This window comes from Tunturibacter empetritectus, from assembly GCF_040358985.1.
Classification (GTDB): domain Bacteria; phylum Acidobacteriota; class Terriglobia; order Terriglobales; family Acidobacteriaceae; genus Edaphobacter; species Edaphobacter empetritectus.
The window spans coordinates 3,687,220-3,705,904 of record NZ_CP132932.1; the positions used below are offsets into that span (position 1 = coordinate 3,687,220).

The 18,685-nt window shown below is 59.0% G+C and carries 22 protein-coding genes; 5 read left to right on the forward strand and 17 right to left on the reverse strand.

Annotated features, from left to right (window positions below; translation table 11 throughout):
- Positions 1-87: 87 nt before the first annotated feature.
- Positions 88-285, forward strand: a complete 198-nt coding sequence (locus RBB75_RS15240) for a hypothetical protein (protein WP_179637569.1) — start codon at positions 88-90, stop codon at positions 283-285.
- Positions 286-711: 426 nt separating this feature from the next.
- Here RBB75_RS15240 and RBB75_RS15245 read toward each other — a convergent pair whose 3' ends face one another.
- The 3 genes from RBB75_RS15245 to RBB75_RS15255 all read right to left on the reverse strand — a co-directional run bounded on the left by RBB75_RS15245 (position 712) and on the right by RBB75_RS15255 (position 2,706).
- Complete coding sequence (locus tag RBB75_RS15245) at positions 712-1,233, reverse strand: peptidylprolyl isomerase (RefSeq protein WP_353068560.1); 522 nt, start codon at positions 1,231-1,233, stop codon at positions 712-714.
- A gap of 79 nt (positions 1,234-1,312) precedes the next feature.
- Complete coding sequence (locus tag RBB75_RS15250; RefSeq protein WP_179637571.1) at positions 1,313-2,074, reverse strand: peptidylprolyl isomerase; 762 nt, start codon at positions 2,072-2,074, stop codon at positions 1,313-1,315.
- A gap of 71 nt (positions 2,075-2,145) precedes the next feature.
- On the reverse strand, positions 2,146-2,706 hold the full coding sequence (locus RBB75_RS15255; RefSeq protein WP_353068561.1) for a CbtA family protein: 561 nt from the start codon (positions 2,704-2,706) through the stop codon (positions 2,146-2,148).
- A gap of 81 nt (positions 2,707-2,787) precedes the next feature.
- Between RBB75_RS15255 and RBB75_RS15260 the strand changes: the two genes are divergently transcribed.
- Positions 2,788-3,087, forward strand: coding sequence for a putative quinol monooxygenase (locus tag RBB75_RS15260; protein WP_179637573.1), 300 nt, complete (start codon positions 2,788-2,790; stop codon positions 3,085-3,087).
- A 23-nt stretch (positions 3,088-3,110) separates the two neighbouring features.
- On the opposite strand, the gene RBB75_RS15265 is transcribed toward RBB75_RS15260, so the two are convergent.
- Entirely contained in the window at positions 3,111-4,340 is a 1,230-nt protein-coding gene (locus RBB75_RS15265; protein WP_353068562.1) for a dipeptidase, read from the reverse strand.
- 341 nt (positions 4,341-4,681) lie between these two features.
- Between RBB75_RS15265 and RBB75_RS15270 the strand changes: the two genes are divergently transcribed.
- Entirely contained in the window at positions 4,682-4,882 is a 201-nt protein-coding gene (locus RBB75_RS15270; RefSeq protein ID WP_353068563.1) for a hypothetical protein, read from the forward strand.
- Between the two features lie 81 nt (positions 4,883-4,963).
- On the opposite strand, the gene RBB75_RS15275 is transcribed toward RBB75_RS15270, so the two are convergent.
- The 7 genes from RBB75_RS15275 to RBB75_RS15305 all read right to left on the reverse strand — a co-directional run bounded on the left by RBB75_RS15275 (position 4,964) and on the right by RBB75_RS15305 (position 11,653).
- Complete coding sequence (locus RBB75_RS15275; protein WP_353068564.1) at positions 4,964-5,359, reverse strand: GlcG/HbpS family heme-binding protein; 396 nt, start codon at positions 5,357-5,359, stop codon at positions 4,964-4,966.
- A gap of 273 nt (positions 5,360-5,632) precedes the next feature.
- Positions 5,633-6,397: a succinate dehydrogenase iron-sulfur subunit gene (sdhB, locus tag RBB75_RS15280; protein ID WP_179637576.1), complete on the reverse strand. Its 765-nt coding sequence runs from the start codon at positions 6,395-6,397 to the stop codon at positions 5,633-5,635.
- Between the two features lie 209 nt (positions 6,398-6,606).
- The gene (locus RBB75_RS15285; protein WP_179637577.1) at positions 6,607-6,807 is read right to left on the reverse strand and encodes a hypothetical protein; all 201 of its coding nucleotides are present in this window, start codon (positions 6,805-6,807) and stop codon (positions 6,607-6,609) included.
- 325 nt (positions 6,808-7,132) lie between these two features.
- A complete protein-coding gene (gene sdhA, locus RBB75_RS15290; RefSeq protein WP_353068565.1) occupies positions 7,133-8,902 on the reverse strand; it encodes a succinate dehydrogenase flavoprotein subunit in 1,770 nt (589 codons plus the stop codon).
- Between the two features lie 354 nt (positions 8,903-9,256).
- Positions 9,257-10,072, reverse strand: coding sequence for a succinate dehydrogenase (locus RBB75_RS15295; protein WP_353068566.1), 816 nt, complete (start codon positions 10,070-10,072; stop codon positions 9,257-9,259).
- Positions 10,073-10,453: 381 nt separating this feature from the next.
- Complete coding sequence (locus RBB75_RS15300) at positions 10,454-11,083, reverse strand: non-canonical purine NTP pyrophosphatase (protein WP_353068567.1); 630 nt, start codon at positions 11,081-11,083, stop codon at positions 10,454-10,456.
- A gap of 9 nt (positions 11,084-11,092) precedes the next feature.
- Entirely contained in the window at positions 11,093-11,653 is a 561-nt protein-coding gene (locus tag RBB75_RS15305; RefSeq protein ID WP_353068568.1) for an AAA family ATPase, read from the reverse strand.
- Positions 11,654-11,827: 174 nt separating this feature from the next.
- Here RBB75_RS15305 and RBB75_RS15310 point away from each other — a divergent pair, with 174 nt between their 5' ends.
- Together RBB75_RS15310 and RBB75_RS15315 are read left to right on the forward strand one after the other, a co-directional pair.
- Positions 11,828-12,316, forward strand: coding sequence for an RNA polymerase sigma factor (locus RBB75_RS15310; protein ID WP_353068569.1), 489 nt, complete (start codon positions 11,828-11,830; stop codon positions 12,314-12,316).
- A 16-nt stretch (positions 12,317-12,332) separates the two neighbouring features.
- The gene (locus RBB75_RS15315) at positions 12,333-12,998 is read left to right on the forward strand and encodes a hypothetical protein (RefSeq protein WP_353068570.1); all 666 of its coding nucleotides are present in this window, start codon (positions 12,333-12,335) and stop codon (positions 12,996-12,998) included.
- 38 nt (positions 12,999-13,036) lie between these two features.
- Here RBB75_RS15315 and RBB75_RS15320 read toward each other — a convergent pair whose 3' ends face one another.
- From RBB75_RS15320 to RBB75_RS15345, 6 genes are all read right to left on the reverse strand, one after another.
- Complete coding sequence (locus RBB75_RS15320; RefSeq protein ID WP_353068571.1) at positions 13,037-14,428, reverse strand: hypothetical protein; 1,392 nt, start codon at positions 14,426-14,428, stop codon at positions 13,037-13,039.
- Between the two features lie 161 nt (positions 14,429-14,589).
- Complete coding sequence (locus tag RBB75_RS15325) at positions 14,590-14,925, reverse strand: hypothetical protein (protein WP_353068572.1); 336 nt, start codon at positions 14,923-14,925, stop codon at positions 14,590-14,592.
- Between the two features lie 76 nt (positions 14,926-15,001).
- Positions 15,002-15,565, reverse strand: coding sequence for a methylated-DNA--[protein]-cysteine S-methyltransferase (ogt, locus tag RBB75_RS15330; RefSeq protein WP_353068573.1), 564 nt, complete (start codon positions 15,563-15,565; stop codon positions 15,002-15,004).
- Positions 15,558-17,060: an AlkA N-terminal domain-containing protein gene (locus RBB75_RS15335; protein WP_353068574.1), complete on the reverse strand. Its 1,503-nt coding sequence runs from the start codon at positions 17,058-17,060 to the stop codon at positions 15,558-15,560. The genes ogt and RBB75_RS15335 overlap by 8 nt, the downstream gene beginning before the upstream one ends.
- A 71-nt stretch (positions 17,061-17,131) precedes the next feature.
- Positions 17,132-17,902: a flagellar motor protein MotB gene (locus tag RBB75_RS15340; RefSeq protein ID WP_353068575.1), complete on the reverse strand. Its 771-nt coding sequence runs from the start codon at positions 17,900-17,902 to the stop codon at positions 17,132-17,134.
- Positions 17,899-18,684 (reverse strand): flagellar motor protein, encoded by a 786-nt coding sequence (locus RBB75_RS15345; protein ID WP_179637590.1) that lies wholly within the window; start codon positions 18,682-18,684, stop codon positions 17,899-17,901. The genes RBB75_RS15340 and RBB75_RS15345 overlap by 4 nt, the downstream gene beginning before the upstream one ends.
- Position 18,685: the final 1 nt, after the last annotated feature.

The following is an 18,685-nucleotide window of genomic DNA, read 5'->3' on the forward strand; positions in this document are numbered from 1 at the left end:
TAGCTAATGGCAGGAAGGTATTGCGCCGATGTTCTCTCAAGGCAGATAACAAGGGGCCTGCGCTATCTTCGCGTTGAAGAGAACGATTTGATACGTGCGCGGCTTCAGGGAAATCGCACAGAACGAAGGTTTACTTTGGACGGCGCGCAGAGCTTCCATCAGATTCTGGATACGGCGGATAGTAGAGAACGATCGTCCGCGTGGTTTTTTCTTGCGGTGTTGTGGATGCAGTTGGCGGCGGTGGTGGCGATCGGACTGCTGATCTTTGCGAGTTTTGTTCGCTAGATGTAAAGTTCGGGAACTCGGTTGGGAAAGCTCACCGCTGCGTGGCGTGAAGCATGGAATATCCGATGCAAACCATCGCGGCGCACAATAATGCGAACGTCAGCATGAAGAGCATTACAATTTGGCGCCTTAGGTTGCTGCTGGGATAACTATTTCTGTGAACACGCCAAGCTGGAGCCCACCAAAAGCGGCCAAAGCGTTTATCGGGGTAGGCCTGTCTGTTCTCACTCACAAGCTGCCAAATTGCCTGCCAGATCATTGCATAGACAACAAAGGCAGCCATAAAAAGAATGTACCCTGTAGTCTTCACCAACGCTCCCAATCTTACGGAAAACCCTAGCACTAATAACAAAAGCAAATATCTCAGAAAGCCCGCAAACAAAAGGCCTACTCCAAGAGTAGGCCTCTCTAGTTACTCAAACGAAGCTAAGCTACGCGTTCGATGGTGACGGACTCGAGGACGACTGGGGTTTTGGGGCGGTCCATGCCGTCTTTGCTGACCTTGGAGATTTTTTCTACAATGTCGTAGCCTTCGACGACTTGACCGAAGATGGTGTGTTTGCCTGTGAGCCAGCTGGTGTCGGCGACAGTGATGAAGAACTGGCTGCCGTTGGTGTTCGGACCGGCGTTGGCCATGGCGAGCTTGCCCTTCTCCTGGAATCCATGCTTCGAGCCTTTGGTCTCGTCGGCGAACTTGTAGCCGGGGCCGCCCATACCGGTGCCTTCGGGGTCGCCGCCCTGGATCATGAACTGGGGTATAACGCGGTGGAAGATGGAGCCATCGTAGAGCTTGGCGCCTTTCTTGCTGCGGCTGTTCCACTCCTTGGTACCTTCGGCGAGGCCGATGAAGTTGGCTACGGTCTCGGGCGCATCTTTTTCGAAGAGTTCGCAGACGATGGTGCCTTCGGTGGTCTTGAAGGTGGCGTAGGTGCCGGGTTTGGTGGGCATTCGAAGTCTCCTTGCAGTGACAGGTTGATTGCTTTGTTAGCAGAGAGGCGTTTCCGTTTGGGTCGCGGAGGCCGGAAGGTTATTTGGGCGGCGCGGCAACGGCGGCGGGTGTCGTCGCAGGCGCTGGTGGTGCCACGGGCTCCGGCGGCATGGGTTGGCCCTCGCGCACAATGGTGACGCGATTGATGACGACTGGAGTGAGTGGCTTGTCGTTGGGGTTGCGTTCTACGCGCGCGATGGAGGCGACGAGCAGGGCGGTGTGGGCGTCGCACTGGCCGAAGATAGTGTGCTTGCCGTTGAGCTGCGGGACTTCTGTTTCGGTGATGAAGAACTGTGAGCCGTTGGTGCCGCCGCCGGAGGGTCCGGGGCCGGCGTTGGCCATGGCGAGGAGGCCTGGAGTATCGAAGGTGAGGTCGGGGTCGATCTCGTCCTGGAAGAAGTAGCCAGGGTCGCCGGTGCCGTCGCCGACGCGGTCGCCACCCTGGATCATGAAGTTGGGAATGACGCGGTGGAAGGTGGTGCCGTTATAGAAGGGCTGGCGGTGCATCTTCTGTAGGGTCTTGGGGTCGGTCCAGTCTTTGGTGCCTTCGGCGAGACCGATGAAGTTGGCGACGGTGATGGGTGCCTGCTTGTCGTAGAGTTTGCAGGTGAGCCGGCCCATGGTGGTGTCTATGACCGCAGTGGGGCCGGTGGGGACGACGGGGGCCTTGATGTTGCTGGTGGTGCTGGGGGCGTCGGGCAGAGCGTCGGCTGGGGGCGGTGGGGTCGACTGTGCTGGGGTCGACTGTGCCTGGACGGATACGGCTAGGGCCAGGGAGAGTGCGAGAGTACGAAGCATCATGCGGTTGGTAGCTCCAATGAACAGGCTATCGCAGACGGGCGATGGGAGCAATGTGAGCGGCTGGTACCAGCTCACCTCCAGAGGCGGCGGATGAGGCTGCGAACGAGTTCGAGCGAGCCTCCATAGACGACGTGAGCAGCCCAGTGTTGGAGGTGATCGGTGGCTGGCGTGTTCGAAGGTGCGGGCGAGAGCTGGAAGGCTGGAACTGCCACCTCGTCGGCGGCGAGGAAGAGCAACGTGCCGTAAGCGGTGCCTGCGCCGGTGGTGACTTCGGGGATGAGTTCGGAGGAGACAGCGTAGACCACGCCCATGAGTGTGCCGAAGGTGTAGTGGACTGCCTGGCCTGCGGTCTTTTTATCCTGGTCGTCGAGAGGGGTGCCTGTTGTTTCGGCGATCTTACGGGCAACGATCTCGGTGGAACCTTCCTGTTCGGCGGCTTGCTGCTCCTTCTGGGCTTGTTCCTGAGCGATGTGTTCTTCAGTCTCACCATGAGACATTTTAATCTGTTTTTCTGTGGCTTTCTGGGCTGCGGCACTCAGCTTTTGAAATTGATCCATGACGAGCGTGGCGATGATACCTGCTGTGAGGCCGGTGACGATTCCACGAATGACGGAAGGTTTATTTTTGTTCATATTTGCTCCAAACGATTCAGATGCAGGAGAAGTAACCGCGGGAAGGTTTTTGCATCTCAACTGGTTGGAGGAACTTTTGAAATGGCGAAGTTTGCGTTGTACGCGGAGTTGAAGGCAAAGCCGGGGAAAGAGGCGGATGTCGAGGCTTTCCTGAAGCAAGGTGCGGAGATGGCGAAGGCAGAGGCCGGGACCGTGCACTGGTATGGGTTCAAGGAAGATAAAGGTGGGTTCTTTGGAGTCTTTGACACCTTCAACGACGAGGCTGGGCGTGATGCGCATTTGAATGGTGAGATTGCGAAGGCGCTGATGGCGAATGCGGAGACGCTATTTTCGGAGGCTCCGAAGATTCACAAGATTAGCTTGATTGCGGAGAAGGTTTAGCCTTTCTTGCGGCGTCAGAGTGGTTATGGGTTGTGATCGGAGGCGGCTTGCACTTCGCGGAAGACGCGGAGCAGGTTGCCTCCGAGCAGTTTGTGCATGTCGTCGGCAGTGTAGCCGCGAGCCATGAGGGCTGCGGTCACTTTGGGTAGGTCGGCTGCTGAGTCGATTCCTGCGGGTGGGACGGGTATGCCGTCGAAGTCGGTGCCGATGCCGACGTGGTCAATGCCAGCGACCTTGATGACGTGGTCGAAGTGATCGATGAGTGAGTTGAAAGGGGCGCGGCCGATCTTTGCGGCGAACTCGCGATCAACTTTGTCAGAGGCGGTATAGGGAACGGGTAAGCCCTTGGCTTTGTATTCGGCTTCAAGTGCCTGCTGCGCCTTTTTCCGCTCGGGCTCTTGTGCGGCCCAGGCTTTGCGCCAGTTCTCGTCGATGAAGGCGGGGAAGAAGTTGACCATGACGACGCCGTTGTTCTTCTTCATGGCGAGGAGCATCTCGTCGGTCATGTTGCGCGCGGCGTGAGTGAGGGCGCGTGCGGAGGAGTGGGAGGCGATGACTGGTATGCGGGTGGTGGCGATGACGTCCCAGAAGGTCTTGTCAGAGACATGGGAGATATCGATCATCATGCCGAGGCGATTCATCTCGGCGACGACTTGTTTGCCGAAGGGTGTGAGGCCGTTGTGGTGGTGGACTTTTTCGTCGTCGATGTCGCCGGAGGAGTCGGCCCAGTTGTTGGTATTGGACCAGGTGAGGGTCATGTAGCGGACGCCGAGGCGATAGTAGTCGCGGAGGAGGCCGAGGTCATTTTCGATGGAGTGGCCGCCTTCGATGCCCATGAGGACGGCGAACTTTCCTTGGGCGTGAGTGGCGATGATGTCATCGGCGGAGACGCAGAGGGCTAGTTTGTCGGGGTGTTTGCGGACTTGCTCGAGGGTGCCGTCGATGAGCGCGAGAGTGCGGTGGGCGCTGGCGTTTGCGGGGTATTGGTTGGGGTCGACCCAGATGGAGAAGAACTGCGCGGCTAGGTTGCCTTGTTTGGCGCTCGAGTAGTTGAGCATGCCGCCGTTGAGGGGATCGGTGAAGTCCCAGTGTTCGTCGACGAAGCGTTGGGGGGTATCGGCGTGGGTGTCGATGACGATGGCGGATTGGTGGACGGCGGCTGGATCGGTCATTGATTTTGGGGAGTTTGTCTGTGCTGGCGCGTGGATGGCAATGGTGAGCAGGGTAGAGACGAAGATGCCGCGTTTGTGCATGTTGGCTCGCCACTCTTTCGGTTGCGGGATAGCCGATTGTAGCAAGTGGGGGATTTCGGGCTACGCGTGATTTCCTAGGCGGAGTTTTGCGATTTTTTCTGTGCGTGGGTAAACGTGGTTTTTGCAGGGGATTTTGGAAAAATACGTGCGATTGGTGTGGTGTTTTTGTGGTGAGATCGTGGTGGGTTGCGTGCCTAAGGTGGTGTTGTTGCACCACATTTTTGCACGTCGAAAAAAGTGCCAGCTTTTCCAAATTTATTTTCGCGTTTTGTTGAGAGCGAATGGCGCGGTGGAGCAACCTTGATGGTCGGCGGTGCCATCTCTTCCGGGAGAGGTGATGTATGGCACAGGGTCTTGATTCTACGAAAACCGGAGCACGTCCTTCCCACGAGTCGATTGAAGAGGGGTCTACCGCCACAGAGGTTGGGAAGACTGACGAGAAGAAGTTGGATCATATCGGGATGGAGAGCGCGAAGCGTGCGCAAAACCGGATCCACTCGAACGAAGAGACAACTCCGGGGAATTCAATTTTCTCGAAGTAGCTGTTTGGACTGAGTGGTAACGAGGCAAGGACGCACCGCTGGCCGGTGGTGCGTCCTTGTTAGCTTTAAGGATGTCGAAGACTAGAGTGCGGCTGCGCCGGCTTCGGCTACGGCGTGGTCCTGTACGCCGGAGCCTCCGCTGACTCCGATGGCGCCTACTACCTTACCCTCTTTCTTGAGAGGGATGCCGCCGGCGAAGATCATGACCTTGCCGTCATTCGAAGCGTGGATGCCGAAGAACTGATGGCCGGATTGGGAGTTGTCGCCGAGGTCCTTGGTGGTGATGTCGAAGGCGCGGGAGGTCCAGGCCTTTTTCTGCGCGATGTCGATGGAGCCGAGCCAGGCGTTGGTCATACGCTCAAAGGCGATGAGGTTGCCGCCCTGGTCGACTACGGCTACGTTCATGGGTTGGCCTAGTTCTTCGGCTTTCTTTTCGGCTGCGGCGATGATGCGGCGGGCGTCTACTAGTTGGATCATTTTTTCTCCTGATGTGAGCTTATTGGTTTGACCCTTATGGTGCGGGTGGGTGGCTTCGTTTGGTGCGTGGGGTGGAATTTTACGTTCTTATCTATCACGGTGAGGTTGCTATCGATGGGCATCCGGAGATTTGTGGCGCATGAGTGGGGCACCCGGCATCCGGCATGAATGGGGCACCCGGCTAAGAGCGGTTCGCGCGTGGCGCGAATACCCCACCCTATGCGATGAAACCGCAAAGGATGGGGCACCCGGCCATATGTCCCAATGGCTACCCTATCTGGCGAAGAGATCTTTTACTTGCTGGATGAAGACGTCGCGGCCCATGTCGCTAATGGCTTCGGTGAGGGGGAGCTGTTTGGGGCAGGCCTGGACGCAGTTTTGCGCGAAGCCGCACTCTTGGATGCCGCCGTCTCCAGCTAAGGCGCGGAGGCGTTCTGATTTGAGGACGGAGCCGGAGGGGTCCATGTTGAAGAGCTTGGCTTGGGCGATGGTGGCTGCGCCGACGAAGTTGGTGACGTCGTTGAACTGGGGGCAGACCTCCATGCAGATGGTGCAGGAGATGCAGTTCGATAGGGGATAGCGCTGCTCTTGTATTTGAGGAGCCTGGCGGGGGCCTGCGCCGAGGTCGTAGGAGCCGTCGATGGGGACCCAGGCTTTGACCTTCTTGAGGTTTTCGAAGAGGACGGAGCGGTCGACGCTGAGGTCGCGGACTACGGGGAATTTGCTGAGCGGGGCGAGGGTGATGGGCTGATCGTGATTTGGTCCGGTGAGCTTGTCGACCAGGGCGGAGCAGGCCATGCGGGCTTTGCCGTTGATGAGCATGGCGCAGGAGCCGCAAATCTCTTCGAGGCAGTTGGCGTCGTAGGTGATGGGCGTGGTGGGCTTGCCTGAGACGTCGACGGGATTGAGCGCGATCTCGCCGAGGAGCGAGGTGATGTTCATCCCCGGGCGGTAGGGGATCTCGAAGTTCTCGGTGGTGGAGGGGGCGTCCGGGGTAGACTGGCGCTTGATCTCAACTTTGATGGTGCTGGATGCCATTCGATGCTCCTTAAAGCGGTACACCTGTTACTGCGAATCGGAGAATTCATTGCAGTGCCGTTTTTCTTGGAAAAAAACGGCGTCAAAATTTTCATTTTTATGGACAGCGACAGGAGAGCCGCTTCCGGGCCTGCGGATATCCTGTGCCTTCGGCGTGGGGGTGAGCTGGAGGCGTTTGTTGCTGAGGATTGCAGTCGCAAAGGATGGAGCTAGAAGCTGCCGGTTTTGTGCAGGCGTTCTTTTTCCAATGTTGCGACTGCTATGCCTTCTTCTTTGCTGACCGGAGGACGGCCTTTGAGGGCCATGGTCCGCTCGTTGGGGCGAAGGTGCGTGGTGTAGAGATACATATACGCCATGACGGAGGCGAATATGACGGCAAGGGCGATGTAGACAAGAGTGATGTTTTCCATGCCCGGTTAGATGGGGTGCGCGGGATTTAGGGTGATCCGTTTGGGTTAGATTTGTTGCTTGATGTGGGGTGGAGGATTGCTTTGGTGCGCTGTGGGATGAAAGGACAGGCAACGGCAAATACGGGGATCCTTCACTGCGCTCAGGATGACGACATTTTGGGGTAGCGGATCGCTTTGCTGCGCTGCTGCGGAGCGACCGTGAGAGAAAAAACAATGGCAAAGACAAATACGGGGGTCTCTCTGCTTCGGCGGCAGAGTGCGCCGCCTTCGGTCGAGATGACGATTTTTGTGGGTGGACTGGCATTTTTATTTAGAACAGCGTTTGTCAGGTGGCGGTGTAGACGCGGGGGCGTGGTTTGATGTGGCTGATGTCGACCTCTTCGAAGGTGATTGCGGGTGCTCCGTCGACGTAGGCGGCCTTGGTGGTTTTGAGGAACTTTTCGTCGTCGCGGTTGGGGAAGTCGGGTTTGTAGTGGGCTCCGCGGGACTCGTCGCGGAGGCGTGCGCCGTGGACGATGACTCGGCCCAGCTCGAGCATGTTGTAGAGCTGGCGGGTGAAGGCGAAGCTGGTGTTGGCCCACTGGCTTTTGTCGGAGAGGTTGACGTTTTTGTAGCGGTCGAGGAGTTCGACGAGCTTGGCATCGGCTTCGTCGAGGCCGGCGTTGTAGCGGACGATGGTGGCGTGCTTGGTCATGGTCTCGCCGAGTTCGCGCCAGATCTTGAAGGGGTTTTCGGTGCCCTTGCTGTTGAGCAGGGCGTTGTTCTTCTCTTGTTGCCGCTGCAGCTCGGCGGCGTGTCCACCATCTCCTTCCTGCGCGGGCAGGGCTTTGGCGTAGGCCACGGCTTGCGGACCGGCGACGAAGCCTCCGTAGATGCAGGAGAGCAGGGAGTTGGCGCCGAGGCGATTGGCCCCGTGAATGGAGTAGTCGGCTTCGCCTGCGGCGTAGATGCCGGGGATGTTGGTCTGCTGGGTTGCATCGACCCAGAGACCGCCCATGGTGTAGTGCATGCCGGGGAAGATCTTCATGGGGACTTTGCGGGGGTCGTCGCCGACGAACTTCTCGTAGATCTCGAGGATGCCTTCGAGTTTGTTGAGGCGCTCGGGGGGGAGATGGGTGAGGTCGAGGTAGACCATTGGTTGGCCATCGATGCCCATGCCATCCTCGTAAACTACTTTGAAGATCTCGCGTGTGGCGATGTCGCGGGGGACGAGGTTGCCGTACTTGGGGTAGCGCTCCTCGAGGAAGTACCAGCGGTCGGCTTCGGGGATGGAGCGGGCTACTCGCTTGTCGGTCTTGTCGCGGGGGACCCAGACGCGGCCGCCTTCGCCTCGGGCGGACTCGGACATGAGACGGAGCTTGTCTTCGCCGGGGATGGCGGTGGGGTGGACCTGGATGAACTCGCCGTTGGCGTAGAAGGCTCCCTGTTGGTAAAGTGCTGATTGAGCAGAGCCGGTGCAAACTACTGAATTGGTGGATTTTCCGAAGATGGCTCCATTGCCGCCGGTGCAGATGATGATTGCATCCGCCGGGAATGTTTTCGTTTCCATAGACCGGAGGTCCATGGCGCAGATGCCTCTCGCTTCACCTTTCGATCCAAGGACTGCGGAGAGGAACTCCCAGCCTTCGTATTTGGTGACTTTGCCTTCGGACTCGTAGCGGCGGACCTGCTCGTCTAGGGCGTAGAGGAGTTGCTGGCCGGTGGTCGCGCCCGCAAACGCCGTGCGTTGATATAACGTTCCGCCGAAGCGGCGGAAGTCGAGGAGGCCTTCAGGGGTACGGTTGAAGGGCACGCCCATGCGGTCGAGGAGGTCGATGATGGCGGGGCCCTGGGCGGTCATGTTTTTGACGGGGGTCTGGTTGGCGAGGAAGTCGCCGCCGTAGACGGTGTCGTCGAAGTGCTTGAGGACGGAGTCGCCTTCGCCTTTGAGGTCCTTGGCGGCGTTGATGCCTCCCTGGGCGCAGACGGAGTGGGAGCGCTTGACGGGGACGATGGAGAAGAGGTCGACCTTGCCGCCGGCTTCGGCGATCTTGATGACGGCGGCTAGTCCGGCTAGGCCGCCGCCTACTACGATGATTCTGGGTGTTGCTGCCATTTTAATTTCCTACCTAAGAGACTTTGTCGTTTGCGAGTCGGATACGCGGCTGGAATGAGGGGCGCTGGAGAAGAGAAGAACCAGCATTAGTAGAAAGGCGAACAGTGCGCTGCCCATGCAGGCTGCGGTCATCATTCTGAGACGGCTTGTCGGATAAAGTCCGCGATGTTCTCGAAAGATTCTCTTGATTCGAGCAGGAGACTTGCGTCCCCATTCTGGCTCTGGAATGGTTCTGGTGCGATTGACCTCGCCCATCATTTGTATGAAAAGCAAAGACGCCGCCAGATTCAAGACTGACATGCATACGACGCACAGCACGAGCGCAATGATCTGGGGTTGATTCAAAGAGCGACCTCATTGCACTTGGCCCGGTTGTGCAGGATTGGTGGAGTTTGGTGGGGGGACTGTTGGGGCGGGTAGGTCGATGCCGGCGGGTTGGGCGGGCATTACGTTGACGGGGGCGTTGGGGTACTTCCAGACGACCGCGTAGATGCTGGCTAGGCCCATGAGGCAGAGGGCGAGGCCGAAGGCGGTGCAGACGTAGCCGAATTTCTTGCGGGCCTTTTCGCCGGGGGTGATGCCCCACTTGGCGGCGAAGAGCCAGATGCCGTAGGCGAAGTGCCAGGTGGTGGCGATCATTGCGATGACGTAGACGGCGAGCATCCAGGGGTTGGAGAGTTCAACCTGTACTTTATGGAAGGCGGCGCCAGGGTTCTCGGGGAGGGAGATGCCGCTGAAGCGCTGTCGCCAGACGTGCTGGACGATGTAGAAGAAGGCGATGACGCCGGTGATGCGCTGGGAGACGTACATCCAGTTGGAGGCCCAGGGGTAGACGTTGACGCTGACGCGGCCGCGGAAGGCGATGAAGAGTCCGTAGAGGGCGTGGAAGGCGAGGGGGATGAAGATGAAGGTCCACTCGAGGACGCGGACGAGCGGGAGGGAGTTGAGGAACTTGACCTGCTGGGCGTAGGCGAGGGGGCCGTTGAGGGTCTCGAAGTTGGAGAGGATGTGCTCGACGAGGAAGGCGCCGATGGGGACGATGCCGGAGAGGGAGTGAAGCTTGTGCCAGAGGTAGGAGTTGCCCTGGCCGGCGCGGAGTGGCTGCACACCTTTGAGCTTGGATACGCTGGGCTGGGCGGCAGGAGGGGCTGGCGGGGCGGCGGTGGCCATGGGGACTCCTTGGTGCGGGATTCACGGATTCGTATGCTCGTGAGGACTGCAGGCTGCAGGGACGAAAAAGTGCAGCAGGGCGATTATTCCGCTCGGGGATTGGCAGCGTCAAGCAAAGTGCTGGATTTTGTGCGGTTATCGTTGTGTTTGTGCGATTAAGTTGATGGAGCTTGAATTTGGGATGGTTAGAGGTTAGCTACCCCCCCTCACAACTTTTTTGATCAGGCCTACGAACCGAAAGCGAAAGAGACGAAATACGGGGGTCTCTCCGCTGCGCGGTCACGATGAAGCTGTGAATCGCTTCGGTCGAGATGACGGGTTTTTGAGTGGGGAAGAGAACAGGCAAATGCAAATACGAGATGACGGGGTTTGGACAGGTTTTTAGAGTTCCGCGGATAAGGATTTGAGGAGTGCGGCGAAGGCTCGGCCACGGTGGCTGAAGGTGAGTTTGGTGGCGGTGTCGAGTTCGGCCATGGTTTTGTTTTGGGCGGGGAGGTAGAAGAGGGGGTCGTAGCCGAAGCCGTCGGTGCCGCGGGGGGCGGTGAGGATCTCGCCTTCGACTGCGCCGTGGCCGATGGCGAGGATTTGGCCGTCGCGGGCGGCGGCGAGGACGCAGTGGTAGCGGGCGCTTCGTTCGGTGAGAGGGATGTCGGTGAGGTTCGAGAGGAGGTAGAGGTTGTTGCGCTCGTCGGGGGTGTGAGGAGCGTTGTCGGGGAGGTCTGTCGGGGAGAAGTTGTGGTCGTCGGCGTAGCGGGCGGAGCGGACGCCGGGTGCTCCGTGGAGGGCGTCGACTTCGAGGCCGGAGTCGTCGGCGATGACGATTTCGCCGGGGGCGTGGTGGGAGTAGTAGATGGCCTTGAGGCGGGCATTGCCTTCGAAGGTGGGCTCGTCTTCGGAGGGGGCGTGGATTTGTTTGAGGTTGGGTAGGGGGGCGAGTGTGATCTGCGGAGAGGCTGTGGCGGCGAAGTCTCGGAGTTTGCCTGGGTTGGTGGTGGCGACGAAGAGATTCATCTGGCTACCTTAGCGTAAATCGAGATGAGACTGGATGAAGTCGGCTCTTTCGTTTGGGGTGCTTAGAGGTATGAGGATTGGATCGTAGCCGCAACGGGTATAGGCCTTCATCGCTTGTTCGAAGCTGAAGAGGGCTTCGTCGAAGGTCTGTTTACGTTGGGTGTCTGTTGTGTAGATGTCGCGCCATGGTGGGGCGAGAAAGACTTTTGAGTAGCGGTGAAGGGTGCAGGCCTCTTTGATGGCGCGTTGGTCTGGGTGTTGATATGGGAGTTGGATGATCTGCGCGTAGCCGAGTGTGTCGGGGAGGCCGCGGTCGAAGAAGGTTGGATGTTGCGCGTGCTGGTGTTGAAGAAACGACGCGATGGAGCCTTCGAGCATGAGTTTTATGTAGGCGGTTGTCTCTTGCCAGGGGAGAGCGTTGCCGCCGGATTGCATCTGCTCCTGGATGATGCGGCGGGCGATTTCGGGAACACAAGCGTAGCCGTGCGATTGCAGGACGTTGAGCAAGGTTGTTTTGCCGGCGCCGGGTGCTCCGCTGATGGCTATGAGGTTTTTGTTGGTGGATTGCATGTTGTTGAGAGTCCTGGTGAGGTTAGTTGGCGGCGATTCGGAGACGGACGAAGGCTACGCTCCGAAAGGGTGGCTCGATCATCGGAGCAGAAACAAATAATGTGTGACATTTTTGATTCTGCTGCGAATCATGTACCAGACGCGTGGAGATTGGTAGCTGGAAGGAGCAGGGACGTGACGGGCAAGATGCAGCAAGAGTTCGAAACCCTTCTCCAGGCGCATCGAGGCATTGTCTTCAAGACAGTGAATACCTATTGCTGGCGGCAGGAAGACCGAGGTGACCTTGCACAGGAGATCGCTGCCCAACTCTGGAAGGCGTGGCCAAAGTATGATTCTTCCCGAAACTTCACGACATGGATGTACCGCATTGCTTTGAACGTGGCCATCAGCTTTGTGCGTGAAGAGGTGAAGCATCGCAGAGTCTTTACGTCACTTGAGGAAGATGGGTATGAAGCTACTCCGGTGCCTGATCCCGGTACAACTGATCGCATGGAACGACTGCATCGGTTTATCGAGAGGGAACCTCCTTTTGAACGGGCGCTTCTGCTGCTGTATCTCGAAGACAGGTCTCAAAAGGAGATCGCCGAGATTTTGGGAATTACGCCGACAAACGTTTCGACGAAGATCAGCCGATTGAAACAACGGATTCGAACCGAAATTTGAATGAAGGAGAACAACAATGGAACTGAACGAACTCAAGGCAGCGTGGCAGTTATTGGAGAAGGCGCTCGAACGTGGAAACCAATTGAGCGTGGCTATGTTGCGTCAACAGAAGCTGGATGCAGCTAGTAGAAGTCTAAGACCGCTAAAGCTGAACCAGGTATTTCAGATTTTCTTTGGAGTGCTTTTCCTTGTTTTGGCCGGGCTGCTCTGGAGCACAAAGCCAACGGCGATTTCGGTCATTCTAGGAGGAGTGTTCGTACAAGCCTATGGAATCGGCTGCGTGATCACAGCGGGGATTGTCTTCTCCGCGCTGAGCCGCATTGACTATGCCGCGCCAGTGGTTGAAGTGCAAGGCGGATTGGCCCGTGTGCGTCGAGCGTATGGGATCTGTGTTGTGGTCGCGGGTCTCTCCTGGTGGTTCCTGTGGATACCTTTGCTGATGTTGCTGTTGGGACTTGCGCACGTGGATTTGTATGCTTACGCCCCTTCAGTTATCTGGATTGGAGTGGTAGTAGGAGTTGCTGGGTTGCTGGGTACGTACGGGATGTATGTCTATTCCCAGAGATCCTCCAATATGGAGTTGCGTCAGTTCGTGGAACGCGCAACCTTCGGACGTAGTTTGCAAAACGCGCTTCAACAATTGAATGAGGTCAGGAAGTTTGAAGAAGAAGTTCTTACCTAAGAGAAGGGGGTAGCGGGCGGTTAGATTCTTCGGGGTCGCTACTTTGTGATGCGGAGGCGGAGGAAGGCGACGGCTCCGAAGGGGTGGGTGCCGTAGGTTGAGACCAGGGCGGTGGGGGTGGTGTAGGTGGTGAACTGCGCGCCTGGGGCGATGAGGAGGTGAGGGGCAAGTGGCAAGTCGCGGTCGTAGCCAAAGGAGTATGCGGCTACGTGGCCGAGGGGGGATTCGGTGAAGTTGGGTGGGAGCGGGGAGCCGGGGGGGATGAGGAGTTCGTTGGAGCGACCGGCGTTTTCGATGCGTGTCCAGACGTAGTTGCGGGTGCGGAAGTTGAGGAGGGATTCGAGGAGGTAGGAGTTTTCTTTGCTGCTGTCTGTGAGGGATTTTGTGCGTCCCCAGATAAGTGTGTTCGACCAGTTGTTGGTGTGGGCGCCGTCTGCAGTGGTGCGGCCGAAGGGACGGTTGTACATGATGGAGGCGGTCTGGCGCTGTTGGTTCTCGTGCGGGTAGAGGGCTTCGGGGCTGACGATGTGGGCGATGGAGTATTGGGTGCTCAGGTTTTTTGTTGGGGCGAAGGTGATGCGGGAGGAGTAGCTGTCGACGGCGTGACCGTTGGGGGAGGGTTGAAAGCCCCAGCGCTGCTCGGTGGGTTCGGCGCCGTGGAAGCCGGACTCTTCGAAGCGGAGCCAGCGCCAGGTGATGCCGCCGGTGAAGACGTTGAAGGCGATGTGAGTGGAGTCCTGTTGGTGGTGGCCGAGTGCGGCGATGGGATCTTCAGACGCGGAGAGGCGGTGGGGGTAGGCGGTGGGGCCGATGGCGGGGTCGCCTATGGGAGCGGCGTAGAGGCTGAGGAGGGTGTGGCTGCCGAGGTGGAGATCGTAGAGGGCGGCGAGTTCCATGAAGAAGTCGTGTGGATGCTGGCCGTCGATGATGGGTTTGCCGAAGGCGGTTTCGCCTTGCTGGAAGAGCTCGGGGTATTGGCGGCTGGAGATGGTGGCGGGTTCGAGCGAGAGCATGGTGCGGAGGGTGAGCTGGCCGTACTGGCCGTGCGTGCCGAGCTGGCGCATGGCCATGGGCATGATCCAGTTGGTGGAGAAGAGCTTGTCGCCGCCGCGTGTGATTGCCGGGCTGGGGCATGGGCCGAGTTGCAGGCAGAGATCGGGGGTAGGGCCTGTGGGGTTGGAAGCGTGCTGTTGGGTGTCGGAGATGGAGGCGGTGCCGTGGAGCATGAGCATCCAGCCGCGGTAGTTGCGCATGAGCATGGAGACGGGAGTGGAGGCGGGCTCGGCGCTGGTGCCGGAGGTGGTGTGATTGAGGATGGTGTCGATGAGGGTTGATGGCGGCTTCATCATGTCCATGCTCATCGGCATGGTGGTCTTCTCTGGTGTGGATGTCTGATCGGGGTCCATCTTCATGCCGGGCATGTTTGGCATAGAACCTGGATTTGTCTGGGCCTGTGTTAATGATGACGCGAGGAAGGGCAACGAAAACAGGGCCGCTGTGAGGAGGGAGCGCATGAGAGTTCCTTGTCTTGAGGCGTGCGTTGTCTGGAGACAGCGTGGAGGCGCTGTAACGCGAAGGGCTCAAGAGGGAATCAGATACGGAGTGGGGTGCAGAGAGGGAGTGGGGGCGGTCCCGTGAGTCGAAGGATGGGTGCGCGCAGTGGGGATGGGATCTCGTCGCTTAGTGGAGAGACGTGGACTGTGTGGAGTAGAAGCTGCGGCTCAACCTGTGTCGAAATAACTGCGGGTGCTTGCTGCTGCTGGGCGCTGCAACAGGAGGGGAGATGTTGATCGAAGGGCGATGGTTTGGGGCAGTGATCGCAGGAGGATTGTTGCTTCGGCTGTGCGATCTCGACGCAGGTGGCTGCACTGACGAGAAGAGTCAGGAGGCAGAGCAGCGTCGCGAAGAGGTGCACAGTTTTTTTCATTGCTGTGAGGTTTGACGGAGAGACCGTGGCAAGGGATACATCTAGTCGAGATTATTTTGTTGTTGCGATTGTATTCTCAAGTGAGTTGGAGGGGAAGGCTTGCGGTTTGTTTCTTATGTTGAGGATTTGCGTCTTCGTGATTTAGTAGCCAGCGTTTGCGCTCGAGGCCGCCGCCGTAGCCGGTGAGGGAGCCGTTGGATCCAATGACGCGGTGACAGGGGACTACGACTCCGATGGGGTTGGAGCCGTTGGCGAGCCCTACTGCTCTGACGGCGTTGGGTCGTCCGATCTGCGCGGCCAACTTGCCATAGGAGACGGTTGTGCCGTGTGGGATCTGTCGCAGAGCGCGCCAGACCTCGCGTTGGAATGGTGTTCCTGCTGTCTGGACGGGGAGCACGTTTATTGCGGCAAGCTCTCCTGCGAAGTAACGCTTCATCACGTCGGATAAGCCCGACGGATTTTTGGCTGGCTCAAGCTTGAACCCGTTGCGGCCGTAGTGAAGCCGCAGAGACCTTTGCAGGCGCTCTTCATGATCTGTCCATTCAACGGCGCGCAGGTTTCCGTCATGATCGGCTACGATGATCATCTCGCCGATCGGCGTGTCGAATCGGTCTGTCAGCAGTCTAAGAGTTTCAGGCATGGGTTCCCTCGGTGTGCAGAATTTCGTTGGTGTTGGCGGCCCAGAGATGTTGTGCCGCGTAGGCGCGCCACGGTCGCCATGACTCGGCGCGATGCAGAAGAGACTTTGGAGTTGCGGGTACTCCGTCGAGCTTCGCTGCCCCACGCAGCAGACCGATGTCGGATGCGGGGAAGGCGTCCATCTCGCGGATGGCGCGGAGAGCGATGTATTGCGCGGTCCAGTCGCCGATGCCGGGAATGGTGCGGAGCTTTGCGATGACTTCTTCGATAGTCCCAAGCGGACGGAAGAGATTTGGGTTGTCGGCTGCTGCGTGCGCGAGTGCTTTCAACGAGGCGAGGCGTGCGGCGGGCATGCCCAGACCAAGAGATTTTGCCGCGGCGATGCGCTTTGCCGTGGGGAAGGTGTGGGTCAGGCCTGGATGGGTGCTTGGGCTTTTTGGTAGCGGCTTGCCGTGGAGGGCTACGAGTTGTCCTGCGAGTTTGCGTGCGGCAACGACGCTGATCTGCTGGCCGAGGATGGCGCGTACGGCGAGTTCGAAGCCGTCCCAGCCGCCGGGGGCGCGCAGACCGGGCCGTAGTGCTACCCAAGGCGCGAGTTGCGGATCGTGCGAGAGGTGGGCGTCGATGGTCTCGATGTCTGCGCCGATGTCGAAGAGGCGACGCACACGGGCTACGATTGCAGGGAGAGACTGTACGGCAGGGAATTGAATCGATACGCTGAGGCTCTGTCGCTGCGGGAGATGAGTGACTGCAATGCTTCCACGCGATCCGTCGATCTCTACGGTGCGGCGATAACAAGCGTTCTCTACTACTTCAACGCCGGGGATGGCACGCGCCTTGAGGAAGCTGAGCATGGACTCCCAGTCGTACGGGGGGCGATAGCGCAGGCGGAGGGTGATGCCTGCGTCGGTGGTTGGGCGGCTTGCGGAGGACTTTCGCCGGAGGGCGCTGGGTGGGCGATGGAAGAGGGTTTGAAAGAGCTCGTTGAAGCGGCGCAGGCTGTTGAAGCCCGCAGCGATCGCTACTTCAGCCATGGGCATCTGCGTTTCGTGGATGAGGTGTTTGGCGAAGAGGACGCGCCGGGTCTGGGCTACGGCGATTGGTGATGCTCCGAGGTGCTGGAGGAAGAGTCTGCGGAGTTGACGCTCCCCGACGCCTAGACGTTCGGCGAGTGCGTCTACGGTCTTGCCTTCGCCGTCGAGGGCACCGTCGGCTATGAGTGCCAGCGCGCGTGAGACGGTGTTGGAGGTTCCGCGCCATGAGGCGAGTTCGGGCGCTGTCTCCGGACGGCAACGCAGGCAGGGACGGTAGCCGGCCTCATGCGCTGCTGCCGCGGAGGGATAGAAGGTGCAGTTTTCATACTTCGCCGTACGGGCCGGACAGACGGGGCGGCAGTAGATTCCGGTGGATTTGACGCCGACGTACATCAGGCCGTCGAACCGGGGGTCACGGCTCTGAAGGGCCCGGTAGCAGGTCTCTTTGTCAGGTAGCTCCATGTACGAAGTCTCTCATGGTGAGAGAAGAAAACTCGCGGTTTTCGGACATGGTCATTTTTGCTGGAAGCTGGTTATTGTGAAGCTGCCTGCTTTCGCAAGAGGATGATGTCGACGCGGCGGTTCTGGGTGCGTCCGTCTTCGGTGTCGTTGCTGGCGACGGGGTGAAACTCGGCGTAGCCGGCGGCGGCGAGGTTAGCGGGGTTGATGGGACCACGTTCCAAGAGGAGGCGCGCGATGGCGGTGGAGCGTGCGGTGGAGAGCTCCCAGTTGCTGGCGAACTGCAAAGTGTGGATGGGGACGTTGTCGGTGTGGCCTTCGACGCGGAGTGGCCCTGCGGGCAGGGTGGTTGCGAGGATGGAGATCATGGGGATCGATGCTGGGCGGACCTCTGCGGAGCCGGAGAGAAAGAAGCCGGCTTCGTGAAGTGATATGACGAGACCGTCGGGGGTGATGCGCATGGCGATGCCGCCGGGAGGGATGCCACCCACGGCGACTTGTTGAGCGATGAGCTTGCGCAAGCGGGCTTCGGTCTCTTCTAACGATTCCTGTGGGCTCTCTGTGGTAGAGGAGGGAAGGGGACGCACGATCGGCGAAGGGATGGAGTTGGTGATGGCGGAGGCGTTGATGTCGGTGAGCGGCGGCGTCTTTGAGTGGGCGTCGAAGGTGCCGAGGGGAGTGAAGGCGGTCTGCATGGCTTCGGAGAGCTTGAGCTGCTTCTTCTTGTCCGACTGGCTGGAGGCGAAGAGGACGACGAAGAAGGCGAAGAGCAGGGTGATGAAGTCGGCATAGGAGACCAGCCAGCGCTCGTGGTTGACGTGCTCGGGATGTTTCTTCTTGCTCATGCGCCGGCCTCTACGGCCTTGCCTGGCTTGGGTGGATGCGAGTCGAAGAGGTAGGTACGGAGCTTGGTCTCAATCATGCGCGGGTTCATGCCTTCGAGGATTGAGATGACACCTTCGAGCATCATCTCTTTAATCATCTGCTCTTCGCGATGGCGGAACTTGAGCTTGCCGGCGGCGGGGAGGCAGATGAGATTGGCCATGGCGACGCCGTAGATGGTGGCGACGAAGGCGACGGCGATGCCGCGGCCTACCTCATCGATGTTGGAGAGATTCTTCATGACCTGGATGAGTCCGAGGACCGCGCCGATGATACCGACGGTGGGGGAGTAGCCGCCGGCAGCCTCGAAGACAGCGGGGATCTTTTCTTCGATCTCGGATTTGTTGTCGAGCTCGAGCTGCATGATCTTGCGGACTTCGGAGGGTTCGGTACCGTCGACTGCGAGCATGAGGGCCTGGCGGAGGAAGGGGTCGGTGACGGTGGAGAGGTCGGCGTCGAGAGAGACGATACCGCTTCTGCGGGCCTTGTTGGCAAAGGCGACGATCTGAGCAAGAGTGGCTTCACCGTTGGAACCCTTGTGGAGGAAGACCTTCACGATGGCTTTGATGGCGGCGAGGAAGATGTTCATGGGAAATTGGAGCATGACGGCGCCGAGTGTACCCCCGATGACGATCATGGCCGCGGTGGGCTGGGTGATCTGGGCGATGCTGCCGCCTTCGACCATCATGCCGGCGAGAATGCCGATGAGGGCGAGAGCGATGCCACCAATGCTGGCGATATCCATG